Origin of the sequence: Bauldia litoralis, assembly GCF_900104485.1 — a bacterium.
GTDB lineage: Bacteria > Pseudomonadota > Alphaproteobacteria > Rhizobiales > Kaistiaceae > Bauldia > Bauldia litoralis.
Window position 1 is genome coordinate 56,453 of the sequence record NZ_FMXQ01000004.1, and the last position, 12,877, is coordinate 69,329.

The 12,877-nt window shown below is 66.0% G+C and carries 12 protein-coding genes; 4 read left to right on the forward strand and 8 right to left on the reverse strand.

Features of this window, described 5'->3' with window-relative positions:
- Window positions 1-94: 94 nt before the first annotated feature.
- A complete protein-coding gene (locus tag BLT60_RS10480; RefSeq protein ID WP_090876406.1) occupies window positions 95-892 on the reverse strand; it encodes a calcium-binding protein in 798 nt (265 codons plus the stop codon).
- A 75-nt stretch (window positions 893-967) separates the two neighbouring features.
- Window positions 968-1,456, reverse strand: a complete 489-nt coding sequence (locus BLT60_RS10485) for an RT0821/Lpp0805 family surface protein (protein WP_090876407.1) — start codon at window positions 1,454-1,456, stop codon at window positions 968-970.
- Between the two features lie 51 nt (window positions 1,457-1,507).
- Here BLT60_RS10485 and pdxH point away from each other — a divergent pair, with 51 nt between their 5' ends.
- Window positions 1,508-2,104: a pyridoxamine 5'-phosphate oxidase gene (gene pdxH, locus BLT60_RS10490; RefSeq protein ID WP_090876408.1), complete on the forward strand. Its 597-nt coding sequence runs from the start codon at window positions 1,508-1,510 to the stop codon at window positions 2,102-2,104.
- Window positions 2,105-2,118: 14 nt separating this feature from the next.
- Here the strand turns inward: pdxH and BLT60_RS10495 are convergent, their stop codons facing one another.
- From BLT60_RS10495 to BLT60_RS24335, 5 genes are all read right to left on the reverse strand, one after another.
- Complete coding sequence (locus BLT60_RS10495; RefSeq protein WP_090876409.1) at window positions 2,119-3,948, reverse strand: monovalent cation:proton antiporter-2 (CPA2) family protein; 1,830 nt, start codon at window positions 3,946-3,948, stop codon at window positions 2,119-2,121.
- 73 nt (window positions 3,949-4,021) lie between these two features.
- Window positions 4,022-5,122, reverse strand: coding sequence for a DUF3179 domain-containing protein (locus BLT60_RS10500; protein WP_090876410.1), 1,101 nt, complete (start codon window positions 5,120-5,122; stop codon window positions 4,022-4,024).
- A gap of 321 nt (window positions 5,123-5,443) precedes the next feature.
- Window positions 5,444-6,865, reverse strand: a complete 1,422-nt coding sequence (gene tldD, locus BLT60_RS10505; RefSeq protein ID WP_090876411.1) for a metalloprotease TldD — start codon at window positions 6,863-6,865, stop codon at window positions 5,444-5,446.
- 150 nt (window positions 6,866-7,015) lie between these two features.
- On the reverse strand, window positions 7,016-7,510 hold the full coding sequence (locus BLT60_RS10510) for an invasion associated locus B family protein (protein ID WP_244521238.1): 495 nt from the start codon (window positions 7,508-7,510) through the stop codon (window positions 7,016-7,018).
- A gap of 450 nt (window positions 7,511-7,960) precedes the next feature.
- Window positions 7,961-8,374 carry a hypothetical protein gene (locus BLT60_RS24335; RefSeq protein WP_175478376.1) on the reverse strand — a complete coding sequence of 138 codons (414 nt, stop codon included), beginning with the start codon at window positions 8,372-8,374 and terminating at the stop codon, window positions 7,961-7,963.
- On the opposite strand from BLT60_RS24335, the gene coxB reads away from it, so the two are divergent.
- The 3 genes from coxB (at window position 8,373) to BLT60_RS10525 (ending at window position 11,806) form a co-directional block, all read left to right on the forward strand.
- The gene (gene coxB / locus BLT60_RS10515; protein ID WP_244521213.1) at window positions 8,373-9,140 is read left to right on the forward strand and encodes a cytochrome c oxidase subunit II; all 768 of its coding nucleotides are present in this window, start codon (window positions 8,373-8,375) and stop codon (window positions 9,138-9,140) included. The two genes, BLT60_RS24335 and coxB, sit on opposite strands and share 2 nt — an antisense overlap.
- 71 nt (window positions 9,141-9,211) lie before the next feature.
- Window positions 9,212-10,813 (forward strand): cytochrome c oxidase subunit I, encoded by a 1,602-nt coding sequence (gene ctaD / locus BLT60_RS10520; RefSeq protein WP_090876412.1) that lies wholly within the window; start codon window positions 9,212-9,214, stop codon window positions 10,811-10,813.
- 54 nt (window positions 10,814-10,867) lie between these two features.
- The gene (locus BLT60_RS10525; protein ID WP_090876413.1) at window positions 10,868-11,806 is read left to right on the forward strand and encodes a heme o synthase; all 939 of its coding nucleotides are present in this window, start codon (window positions 10,868-10,870) and stop codon (window positions 11,804-11,806) included.
- Window positions 11,807-11,820: 14 nt separating this feature from the next.
- On the opposite strand, the gene BLT60_RS10530 is transcribed toward BLT60_RS10525, so the two are convergent.
- A complete protein-coding gene (locus BLT60_RS10530; RefSeq protein ID WP_090876414.1) occupies window positions 11,821-12,837 on the reverse strand; it encodes a CapA family protein in 1,017 nt (338 codons plus the stop codon).
- Between the last annotated feature and the right edge of the window lie 40 nt (window positions 12,838-12,877).

Sequence of the window (12,877 nt, forward strand, 5' to 3'; positions counted from 1 at the left end):
CCAGTCGCCGCAATTGCGAGCTGTTCCGACCAAGTTCAAAGGCGGCAATCGGTAAAGGGCGCGCGGCGCGATCCGCTCGCCTTGCCGCGAGACCTCAAAGATCAATATCGAAAAAGCTGATCGTTGATTTGTGCAGGTCCTTGAGCGAAAAATCGTCAATAATCAATTTGTCACCGCCGCCGAATTTGATCACGACCTTGTCACCCTTTTCCTTGGCGAGATTTTCCAGCTTGTTCTGATTTTTGACGAGGTCGGTGTCGATAACCAGAGCGTCCTTTTTCCGGTTGTAGTCCTTTATCCGCTCCTTGCCGCTATCTTCGAATATGAAGAAGGTGTCTTTGCCCCCTTCGCCCCACATCTTGTCATTACCTTCTTCGCCAAAAATCTGATCCTTGCCCGGTCCTCCCCAGATCTTGTCATTGCCGGGACCGCCAAACAGGAGATCCTTGCCCTTGCCACCCCAGACCATGTCGTTTCCGGCGTCTCCGTCGACTTGATCATTGCCGTCAAAGGCGTTGAGCTTGTCGCCGAAGGGCGATCCCGTGATCAAGTCAGTCATCCGGAACAGGTAGGCGGCCGCGGCCTCTCCGGAGAGACCGAGCAGCGTGATCACATCGATCGGGGTGTTAAGCGCCGCGTAGCTTTCAAGCACCGCGTCGGGACCCGGTGGGCTGCCCTTGTAGGTGATGTAGGTGTCGACGGTTCCGCCGTTGAGAGAAGAGCCGTCGTAGGTAAAGCTCCCCTTCAACTCACCGTAGAAAGCATCGGCCAATCCCTGGTTTGCCAGAATCCGGATCAACGATGTCGTCGCGCCCGGCTCAAATTCAGACGTCGTCAGCGCAGGACCTTTGCCGGTCGTGTCGACCGCAATCGTCGTCGTGTATTTGGCCATGCTTTCGCCCCGCTGCCGATTGATGTGGCAATCCAATAGTCAATCGTAGCATGGCGTTCACAGGTGCAAAATGGTTTAGAGCAGCTTGGTGTCGTCCGGGGTGACGCCGGTGAGTTGCCAGTCGCCGGCCTGGCGCTGGCACGCTTCGCCACGATAGCGGCGGACGCCGCGCAGGTCGTTCACGGTTGCCGAGAAGGTCCGACACATGCCGCCGGTGCCCGGCACGGCCGCCGCCGGGACCAAGGTGCCGAAGGAACCGGTATCGGGATTCGTCCATGCCCTGGCGCGGCCGGCCTCTTCCGGGGGCGCCACCGAGACGGTCTGGCGCATGGTTTCCCAATCTGACGGGTCGACCTTTTCGGGTACCGAGGCATTGATCGAGCCGGTCTGGATCGCATCGGATACACCAGTCGTTCCGAACGGCGAGCAGCCTGCGGCGGCCGCCAGCAAGGCGGCGACGACCGTTGCCCGGAAGAAGGGCGGGGCCTGGCGCGTGCCATCTCCAGCGGTCGACGACTGGCGCGGGGCGCGGTGGCCGGTATAGGGTGGGCGGGGCCCGAGCAAGGCGGGTCAACTCCTGACGCAGTGACCCTCGAACATCGTGATTATTCGTTAATGACTCGTGACTTCGAACAAACCACGGATCCATTTGCGCTGTTTTCCGAGTGGCTTGGCGATGCCGAAGCCTCGGAACCCAACGATCCCAATGCGATGGCGCTGGCGACGGTCGACGAAGACGGCCTGCCGGATGTGCGCATGGTGCTGCTCAAGGGCTACGACGCCACCGGCTTCGTTTTCTTCACCAACTTCGAGAGCGCCAAGGGCACCGAGCTGCTCGCCCATCCCAAGGCGGCGCTTTGTTTTCACTGGAAGAGCCTGCGCCGTTCGGTGCGCGTTCGCGGTGCGGTGAGCCAGGTGACGGCGGAGGAGGCGGATGCCTATTTCGCCTCCCGCTCGCGGGGCAGCCGCATCGGCGCCTGGGCGAGCAAACAGTCGCGGCCGCTGGAATCGCGCTTCGCGCTGGAGAAGGCGGTGGCTTCCTATACGGCGAAGTTCGGCGTCGGATCGATTCCGCGTCCGGACTACTGGTCGGGATTCCGCATCGCGCCCCAGCATATCGAGTTCTGGGCGGACGGACCGTTTCGCCTGCACGACCGCATCAAGTTCACCCGCGACGGCGACGGCTGGACGAAGGCGCGGCTCTATCCCTGAGGGAGAGGCAGGTTTCAGTTTTCGGCGCCGGCCTTCCCGTCATCGGCGACCGCCGCGGTTTCCGGGCTGAGCGGCTGGGCGTGGCGCTTGGGCTGGGACAACGGCGTCGGCGTCGGGCCGGTCCTGATCAGGTCGCGGCCGCCATAAATGCCTTCCGCCATCTGGGCCTTGAACCGTTCCGCGTCGCGCTTGCGGACGTCCCCGGCGATTTCCGCCGCCTCTTCCTGCGGAACGCCGAGCGCGATCAAGGCGGCCTCGCCGAAGCGCATCGCCGATTCCAGCGTCTCGCGGATCTCGTAGTCAACGCCCGCCGAGATCAGGCTCAGTGAATGGCCGCGGTCGTAGGAGCGGACGAGAAGCTTGGCGAGCGGGAATTCCGACTTGATGATCTCAACCGCCTTGTCCGCCGCCTTCCGGTCGTCGATGCAGATCGCGATGATCTTGGCGCGTCCGGCACCGGCGACCCGCAGGACGTCCAGTCGCGAGCCATCGCCGTAGTAGATCTTGAAGCCGAAGCGCGCGGCGCTGCGGATCATCTCGGTGTTGGAATCGATAATCGAGACGTCGGTCCCGCGGGCAAGCAGCGCCTGGCTGGCGACCTGCCCGAAACGGCCGAAGCCGATGACCAGGGCCGTGCCTTCCAGTCCGTCGGCGGCTTCGACCCCCTCGAAGGATTGCCGGATCGGCAGCAATCGACGCAGGACGATCGGCGCCAGCGGCGTCAATGCCATGGACAGGATGACCGCCGCGTTCAGCAGGGCCGCGGTGTCCGGCGTGAAGAGGTTGCTGCTGATGGCCGTGGCGTAGAGGACGAAGCCGAACTCGCCGCCTTGCGCCAGCATCAGCGCGATGCGCAGCGCGTCGTCATGCGCGTTGCGGAACAGCCGGGCCGCCGCGTAGATGCCCGCCGCCTTGAGGGCCATGAAGCCGACCACCACCGCGATGATTGTCGCCCAGGACTGGCCGATAAAGGCGATGTCCAGCGACATGCCGACGCCGAGGAAGAAGAGGCCGAGGAGCAGGCCGCGGAATGGCTCGATATCGGCTTCGAGTTCGTGGCGGAAACTCGACTCGGACAGGAGCACGCCGGCAAGGAAGGCGCCCATCGCCATCGACAGGCCGCCCACCTGCATGACGAAAGCCGAACCGAGGACGACGAGCAGCGCCGCTGCGGTCATCACCTCGCGGGCCCGCGTATTGGCGAGGAAGCGGAAGATCGGATTGAGCAGATAGCGCCCGAAGACGATGACGCCGAGAACCGCGCCGACGGCGATCCCCGCTTCCAGCCAGCGCGACGCGGCAGTGTGCTCGTCGCCGGTCGGCGCCAGGAAAGCGACGACGGCGAGCGCCGGGACGATGGCGAGGTCCTGCAGGAGCAGGATCGAGAAGATTTTCTGGCCGTGAGTGTCGGTGGTCTCGCCGCGTTCTTCGAGGATCTGCATGACGATCGCGGTCGAAGATAGCGCCAGGCCCATGGCGGCGACGATCGCCACCGGCCCGCTGAGCCCGACAACCATGGCCACTCCGGCCAGGACGGCTGTGCAGACCAGCACCTGGGTGAGGCCGAGGCCGAAGATGTCCTGCTTCAGCGACCAGAGCCTCGAGGGCTTCAGCTCCAGGCCGATGATGAAAAGCAGCATGACGACGCCGAGTTCGGCGACGCTGATGATCGATTCCGGATCGGTGAACAGGCGAAGGCCGAAGGGGCCGATGGCGATGCCGGCGACGAGGTAGCCGATAACCGAGCCGAGGCCGATGCGCTTGAAAATCGGCACCGCGACGACGCCGGCGGCGAGCAGCGCGACGGCAGGCAGGAGATCGACACCGTGCGACTCGACCGACATTGCTTCGCGCCCCCTGTTGCAGTGCAACAGATAGGGGTGCGCGCGATGGCTGTCGAGGGCCGGCGTGATCCCGCTATTCGGTGCGGATCGTCAGCGTCGGCTCGAAGGCGGCAACGACGAAGGCGAAGGTGACGTCATGGACCACCGGCTCGGCACCACTGGCGCTGTCGCGGACGACCGTGACGCTGCCGACGTCGCGGCCCTCGTCGATGCGGCTCGTGTCGAGGGCGGACGCCTGGCCCGGTTCCCAGGTGATGACGATGTCGCCCCGGCGGATGGTCTTTTCGGCCTCGATCACCGGCCAGGCGATGGCGAAGGGCTCGGAGTCGCGGACGAGGAGGACGCGCTCGAGAGCGGGAATGCCCTCCGGCAGCGCGCCGTCATAGAGGAAGGGCGCGGTGGCGCTGTCATAGCCGGCATAGGGATTGCGCCAATAGGCCCGCATCTGCTGGTTGTTCGGCACCAGTACCATGCCGTCCGGGTGGTCGGCCTTGAACCGGCCCCAACTGTCGAGGCGCGAGGGCAGCATCTTCAGCGTCGCGCCGGTCTTCTCGCCGGTGATGGCCTCGCCCAAAAACTGCTGCCACCAGGTCTCGGTCTGGCGGTCATACATGACGAGGTCGGAATTGCGCAGCTTGCCGGTGGTGCCGAAGTCGAAGGTCTGACCGTCGAGCGTCGCGTCGAAGACGATGGCGGCGTTGCAGAGCGGGCAATAGGTGACAGCCACCGGCTTGCCGGCGATCGTGTCGTTGGCGATCTCGTGCCACATTATCACCCGGAGCGGATAGGCTTTCGCCTCGCCGTCGGCGACGAGGCTGATCACCGGCTCGCGGTCGGCGAGGCCGGTCTCCTCGGCGACGGGCACGAACTTTGGCGCGTCGATCGACGGTATGCCGTCGCGCGGCGGTCCGCCGGACAGGATGTCGCCGAAGTCGATGGCGGTTTTCGAAAAGTCGGTCGCCCAGCCTTCGCGCTGCCAGCGCTCGACACGGGGATCGGGGGTGGCGGTCCCGTCAAGCTCCGCCGCGCCGGCGGGGTTGACCAGGAGGAAGCCGAAGTCCGACTTGGCGGCGGCGTTGCTGACCGGGCCCTGGTCGACGGCACGGGAGCCGATCAGGGCGACGGCGACGGCTGCGAGCGCGAGCGCACCGAGGGTAAGCAGGGATCTGGACATGGCTGACATCCTCCTTGGTGAGAATGTCGTGCTGCGGGGGGAAACGGCCAATCACACCGGATCACTTGGGTGTGAGCGGGAGCGGTTCGGGGAACTGGGTGCGTCCTTCGAGGCCCGGCTATGCCGGGCACCTCAGGATGGCGGGGTCGATGGATCGACTGGCGGGTGGCGCGCGTCGCGTGTTTCCGTGCGGGATCAGGGCTCACACTGGCCGGGACAGCGACTGGCAGTGAAGCTTCCCCCGTCGCCATGCTGAGATGCTCCGCGAGCGAGGCCTCGAAGCACACACCGGCCACGCACCGAGCACCGGGCAGTACGAACCTACGCCGTCCCGCCAACCGTCAGCGCGTCGATCCTGAGCGAGGGCTGGCCGACGCCGACGGGGACGCCCTGGCCCTGCTTGCCGCAGGTGCCGATGCCGGGGTCGAGCTGCATGTCGTTGCCGATCATCTTGACCCGGGTCAGCGCGTCGGGGCCGTTGCCGATCAGCATCGCGCCCTTGATCGCCGGGCCGATGACGCCGTTCTCGATCTTGTAGGCCTCGGTGCAAGAGAAGACGAACTTTCCGCTCGTGATGTCGACCTGGCCGCCGCCGAAGGAGACGGCGTAGATGCCGTCCTTGACCGAGGCGAGGACTTCGGCCGGGTCGGCCTCGCCGTTGAGCATGATGGTGTTGGTCATGCGCGGCATCGGGATATGGGCGTAGGATTCGCGGCGGCCGTTGCCGGTCGGCGTCATGCCCATCAGCCGGGCGTTCTGGCGGTCCTGCATGTAGCCGACGAGGATGCCGTCCTCGATCAGGGTCGTCGACGAGGTCGGCGTGCCTTCGTCGTCGACGGTCAGCGAACCGCGGCGGCCCGGCAGCGTGCCGTCGTCGATGACGGTGACGCCGGGGGAGGCGACGCGCTGGCCCATCAGGCCGGCGAAGGCGCTCTCGCCCTTGCGGTTGAAGTCGCCCTCGAGGCCGTGGCCGACCGCTTCATGGAGGAGGATACCGGGCCAGCCGGGGCCGAGCACGACGTCGAATGTGCCGGCCGGGGCGGGAACCGCGGTCAGGTTGACCAGCGCCTGGCGCAGCGCCTCGTCGACCGCGCCCTGCCACGAGTCTTCGGTGACAAAGGTTTCGAAGCCCTCGCGGCCGCCCATGCCATGCGATCCGGATTCCTGGCGGTCGCCGTCGCCGACCACGACGCTGACGCTGACCCGGACCAGCGGCCGGATGTCCCGGACGAGCCGGCCGTCGGCGCGCAGGATCTCGACGATCTTGTAGGAGCCGGCAAGCGAGGCGCTGACCTGGCGGACCTTGTCGTCCTTCTGCCGGGCATAGGCGTCGATCTTCTCGAGCAGCTTGACCTTGTCGGCGAAGGACGGCGCGCCGAGCGGGCTGACGTCGCTGTAGAGCGACCGGTTGGTGCCCTGCGGCCCCTCGGCATAGGTGCCGGTGTGGCCTGACTTGACCGCCTGGACGGCGTCGGCCGCCCGCCTGATCGCCGACTCCGAGATTTCACCGGAATGGGCGTAGCCTGCCGCTTCGCCCGACACCGCGCGCAGGCCGAAACCCTGGTTGGTGTCGAAGCTCGCGGCCTTCAGCCGGCCGTTGTCGAAGACCAGACCCTCGGACTGCGCATATTCCAGATAGAGCTCGCCGTCGTCGGCGCCCTGCAGGGCGTCGCTGACCAGGCTGGTGGCCTTGCCGAGATCGAGGCCACTGCGGTCGAGGATCGAGGGGGAACTGTCGCTCATGTCGGGATTCCGTCAAATGGGGGGCGCCAACGGCTTGCCCCCCATATGGGGCATGGCGAAACCAATGTCATCCCGTGGCGGGGAAGCGGGCCGGGCGGCCCGCCTTCCAGCCGACGTGGTCGAACGGGCGGCGATCGCCGCCGCGGATCGTCAGGGCAGGGAGGCGAAGCCCGCGTTGAAGCCGGCGAGCGAGATCGGAATGCCGATCCCTTCCTCAGGCGTCTGGAAGATGATGAAGGTCGCCGTCCCGCCCTTGTTCAACTGGCCGAGCAGTTCTTCCTCGAGGATCACCTCGGCGACGCAGCCGTTGGGCAGGCAGCGGACGAAGCCGGCGCGGCCGATATCGGCCTCGTCGATCTTCAGGCCGAGGCCGGAGGGCAGGAGGACGCCGAGCGGCGCCAGGATCCGCATGATCCGGGCCGCGCCGTCCGCCGTCTTGAGGACGATGACCGTCAGGCCAACATTGTCGCGGTCTTCGGCGGTGACGAATTGCATCAACACGCATTGCTCGCCCTGCGCGCCGGCGGGGGTGTCGCAGCGGACCTGCCAGTCGCCATGGGTGGAGCGGACGGGCGGCTCGCCCTGGGCCGGCGGGGCGATGGAGACCGCGGCGTCGCGCACATCCGGGGCTGCGCCAGGCGTCATCGAGTCCGGCACCATCGAATCTGCGGCGAGGTCGCCCGGCGTCTGGTTGACGCCGACCGCGCGGACCTCCGGGGCTTCCGGCACGTTGTCGGGCGTCAGGTCGATCGGCGTCTGCCCGCTCGTCGCGGTGGTCGGTCCGTTGTTGCTGTCGAAGACGCCGAGCGCATAGAGAACGCCGACCACGGCGATCGCGACGACCAGGACGCCTGCGACAATCGTCAGGACCGGGACGAGCCGGCTGCGTCGCGGCGGCGGCTCGTCATAGCCTGCCGGATCGTCGAAATCGTCATAGGCCGGATCGTGCTGGTACGGGGCCTCATCCTCGTAGGGAATCTCTTCCTCGACGGGCTCCTCGTATCGCGCATCGCTGGGGCGGGGTTCCAGATAGCGTCCCCGACGGTCGTCTATATCGTCCTGCATATCGCCAAATCTCTTGAGCGCCGCCAAGTCTCATGGCGACCAAACGGCGCGACCAGATGCCGAATCGCTTGTCGCGCATCCTGCACCAAACCAACCTTTCGTGAAAATCCACGGTTTTGTGCCGGAAAAATGGCCGATGAGGGCGCGATTTGCCGCATCGTCGCGCAACATCGTCCGTTGCAGCGAAAATCGGCTTATGGTTTCTGTCTGGAGCGACTCGAAGGAGACCCGAGGAGATTGGCGCCGGCGATGGATTTCGCCCCGGCCGCCGATGGGGTAACGGGTCGGCGGGGCAAAGGAGAGAAGTGTGAAGCAGGCATTTTCTTGGCTACGAGGCAGCAGCGTGCTGGCCGGTGCGGCTTTGTGCGGTTTCGCGGGGCCTGCGCTGGCAAACCAGCCGCAGCCGTGGGAGATCAATCTGCAGCCCTCGGGCTCGCCGATCATGACGATGATCCACGCCTTCAACAACGGGCTGCTGCTGGTCGTGACCGCGATCACGATCCTCGTCCTGGCGCTCCTGGTGATTGTCATGGTGCGCTTCAATGCGCGCCGCAATCCGGTGCCATCCAAGACCAGCCACAACACGCTGATCGAGGTTGTATGGACCGTGGCGCCGATCCTGATCCTGGTCGGCATCGCGATCCCGTCCTTCTCGCTGCTGATCGCCCAGCACGATCCGGCCCGCGCGATCCCGAACTACAATCCGGAAGACACGCTGACCATCAAGGCGACCGGCATGGCCGCCTGGTACTGGACGTACGACTATCCGGACAATGGCGACATCCAATTCGAGTCCTTCATGCTGACGGAGGACCAGATCACCGATCCGGCAACCCAGCCCCGCCTGCTGGCCGTCGACAATAACCTTGTCGTTCCGACAGGGACGGTAGTCAGGATGCTGGTCACCGCCGAGCCGCTCGGCGTCATCCATTCGTTCACGGTGCCGTCGCTCGGCTTCAAGATCGACGCCATCCCGGGCCGGCTGAACGAGACCTGGTTCCTGGTCGAGCGCGAGGGCATGTATTACGGCCAGTGCTCGGAGCTCTGCGGCCGCAACCACGCCTTCATGCCGATCGCGCTGCAGGCGGTATCGCCGGAGAAATACGCGGCCTGGGCCGAACTGGCGGCGACGGATCTCGAAGCGGCATACGAGTTGCTCGACGATCCGGCTGGACCGGCGACCGAGGACGAAGCGGCAGGCGGCGTCTAGGGGCCTTGGGATACGACCGGCGGAGCACGCGCGGCGCGCGGCCCGCCAAGGGAATTTGAAGGAGACGAACGATGGCTTATGGCGCAGCCGCAGCCGGACATGAACACCACCACCCCACGGGATGGCGGCGCTGGCTCTATTCGACCAATCACAAGGACATCGGTACGCTGTACCTGATCTTCGCGATCTTCAGCGGGATCGTCGGTGGCGCCCTGTCGATCGGCATCCGGCTGGAACTGATGCAGCCGGGCATGCAGATCTTCGGCGACCCGGAGGTGTTCAACGTCTTCACCACGGCCCATGGCCTGATCATGATCTTCTTCATGGTCATGCCGGCGATGATCGGCGGCTTCGGCAACTGGTTCGTGCCGATCATGATCGGCGCGCCGGACATGGCCTTCCCGCGGATGAACAACATCTCCTTCTGGCTGCTGCCGCCGGCGCTGTTGCTCCTCCTCATCTCGCTGTTCATGCCAAGTGCGCCCGGCGCCCACGGTGTTGGCGGCGGCTGGACGATCTATCCGCCGCTCTCGACCTCCGGCCAGCCCGGACCGGCGATGGACTTCGCCATCCTCGCGCTCCATCTCGCGGGCGCCTCGTCGATCCTCGGCGCGATCAACTTCATCACCACGATCTTCAACATGCGGGCGCCCGGCATGACGCTCCACAAGATGCCGCTGTTCGTGTGGTCGATCCTGGTGACGACCTTCCTGCTGCTGCTGGCGCTGCCGGTTCTCGCCGGCGCCATCACCATGCTGCTGACCGATCGCAACTTCGGCACCACCTTCTTCAACCCGGAAGGCGGCGGCGACCCGATCCTGTTCCAGCATCTGTTCTGGTTCTTCGGTCACCCCGAGGTCTACATCCTGATCCTGCCGGGCTTCGGCATGATCAGCCAGATCATCTCGACCTTCTCGAAGAAGCCGGTCTTCGGCTATATCGGCATGGCCTATGCGATGATCGCCATCGGCTTCATCGGCTTCGTCGTCTGGGCGCACCACATGTATACGGTGGGCCTGTCGCTCTCGACCCAGGCCTACTTCCTCGCCGCCACCATGGTCATCGCGGTGCCGACCGGCATCAAGATCTTCTCATGGATCGCGACGATGTGGGGCGGATCGATCGAGTTCAAGACGCCGATGCTCTGGGCGATCGGCTTCATCTTCCTGTTCACCCTGGGTGGCGTCACCGGCGTCCAGCTGTCGAATGCGGGCCTCGACTACGCCCTGCACGACACCTATTTCGTCGTCGCCCATTTCCACTACGTGCTGTCGCTCGGCGCCGTCTTCGCGATCTTCGGAGGCTGGTACTACTGGTTCCCGAAGATGAGCGGCTACATGTACAATGAGCGGATCGGCAAGCTGCATTTCTGGGTGACCTTCATCGGCGTCAACCTGGTCTTCTTCCCGCAGCATTTCCTTGGCCTGTCGGGCATGCCGCGCCGCTACGCCGACTATCCGGACGCGTTTGCCGGCTGGAACATGGTCTCGTCGATCGGTTCCTATATCTCGGCCGTCGGCGTCTTCATCTTCCTCTGGGGCGTGTTCGACGCCTTCGCGAAGAAGCGGGCAGCCGGCAACAATCCGTGGGGCGTCGGCGCGACGACGCTCGAGTGGCAGCTCTCGTCGCCGCCGCCGTTCCACCAGTGGGAGGTTCTCCCGCGCATCAAGTAAGGGCGATCGGCGCCTTCGCGGCGCCGGCCTCCCGATCCCGGGAAAGCGACAGTCATGGCATACGTCGAACGCAGCGAGATTGATCCGTCCATCGACGCCGAGGAACCGCTCGGCTCGGTCGGGGATTTCTTTGCCCTGCTCAAGCCGCGGGTCATGTCGCTGGTGATCTTCACCGCCCTGACCGGTATGGTGATGGCGCCGGCCGGCGTCCATCCCATTCTCGCCGTGGCGGCGCTGATCGCCATCGCCGTCGGCGCCGGCGCCTCGGGCGCGCTGAACATGTGGTACGACGCGGATATCGACAAGGTGATGCGCCGGACCCGTGGCCGGCCGGTCGCGGCCGGGCGGATGGCGCCGGGCGATGCGCTGGCCTTCGGCGCGATGCTGTCGGTCGCCTCGGTGACCTTCCTCGGCCTTGCCACCAACTGGCTGGCCGCCGGGCTGCTTGCCTTCACCATCTTCTTCTATGCCGTCGTCTACACGATGTGGCTGAAGCGCTGGACGCCGCAGAATATCGTCATCGGCGGCGCCGCCGGGGCCCTGCCGCCGGTGATCGGCTGGGCGGCGGTGACCGGCACGGTCAGCATCGAGAGCCTCGTGCTCTTCGCCATCATCTTCCTGTGGACGCCGCCGCATTTCTGGGCGCTGTCGCTCTACAAGACTGAGGATTACCGCCGCGCCGGCGTGCCCATGCTGCCGGTGGTCGCCGGCGCCGCCGCCACCCGCCGCCAGATCCTGGCCTATTCGGTCGTGATGGCGCTGGCCGCGATGGCGCCCTTCGTCCTCGGCTTCGCCGGCATCGCCTATGCGGTCATCGCCGGCGTCAGCGGCATCGCCTTTGTCGGTCTCGCCCTGCGGGTCTATCGCAGCGAGGCGAACCCCGCCGGCGAACGCGCGGCGCGCGACCTCTTCGCCTTTTCGATCCTCTATCTCTTCGTGCTGTTCGCCGTGCTTCTCGTCGAGGCGCTGGGCTTCGGCGGAGGGCTGGCATGAGCGGCGCGGTGGCGCTAGCCGTCGGCGGTCCCGGGCGCCGTGGCGACAAGGTCGCCATCCTCCTCGCGGATGTCGACCGCGAAGCCCCGGCAGCGCTTGATCATGGCGCGGCGGATCACCTCCGCCTCCTGGCCGCGGGCCGTGTTGACTTTCGCCAGGGTGAGCCGGGCCGGGACCATGCGCAGCCGCGCAACGCGACCGTCGGCGATATCGACCAGGAACAGGAACGAGTGATCGCTGCGGAAACCCGGCGGCACGATCAGATCCTCGATGAAGTCGCCGGTGTCGTAGAGGATCAGCCCGCGCCGGTGGAACTCCACCGCCTGGAAGAGGTGGGCCGAGTGGCCGTGGACGATGTCGACGCCGCGCTCGATCGCCTGCCGGGCGAAGGCGCGGTAGCCCTGCGGCGGCCACCAGCGGTAGTTGATGCCCCAGTGGGTCGACAGGACGATCAGGTCGGCGCCCGCGGCGCGCAGGCCGTCGATCAGGCCGGAGAGGCGGGCCATGGTTTCGGAGTCCGTGCCGATCTTCCAGTAGTTGGTGCCCGGCCGGTCGTCGGTCGCTCGGAAGGCCGGAATGTTGTCGGTGATCGAGATCAGGCCGATCCTCGCCTGGCCGGCGGTGAAGATGACAGGCGCCTTCGCCTCGTCGGCATTGGCGCCGGCGCCGGCAAAGGCGATGCCCGCCGCCTCGAGGTGGCGCCGCGTGTCGAGCAGGCCCTGGTCGCCGAAGTCGAGAATGTGATTGTTGGCCAGCGAGACGCAGCGGATGTTGCCGGCGCTCAGCGAAGGGATGACCGCCGGATCGGCGCGCAGGTAGAACGACTTCAGCTTGTGCCACTTGACCAGATGGGTGGTGATCGGCGCCTCGAGATTGGCAATCATCGCATCGGTGGCGAGCATCCGCGGGCGCAGGTCGCCCCACATCTCCTCCGGTTGCTGGCCGGCGACGACCGTCCTGCTGACCTTGCGGCCGACGAGCAGGTCGCCGGCGAAGCCAAGGTGTATCGTCTGCCCGTTGCCGCCGCCCATTGTTCCTCCTCCGCTGCTGGTGTGCGATAATCGATGAGTC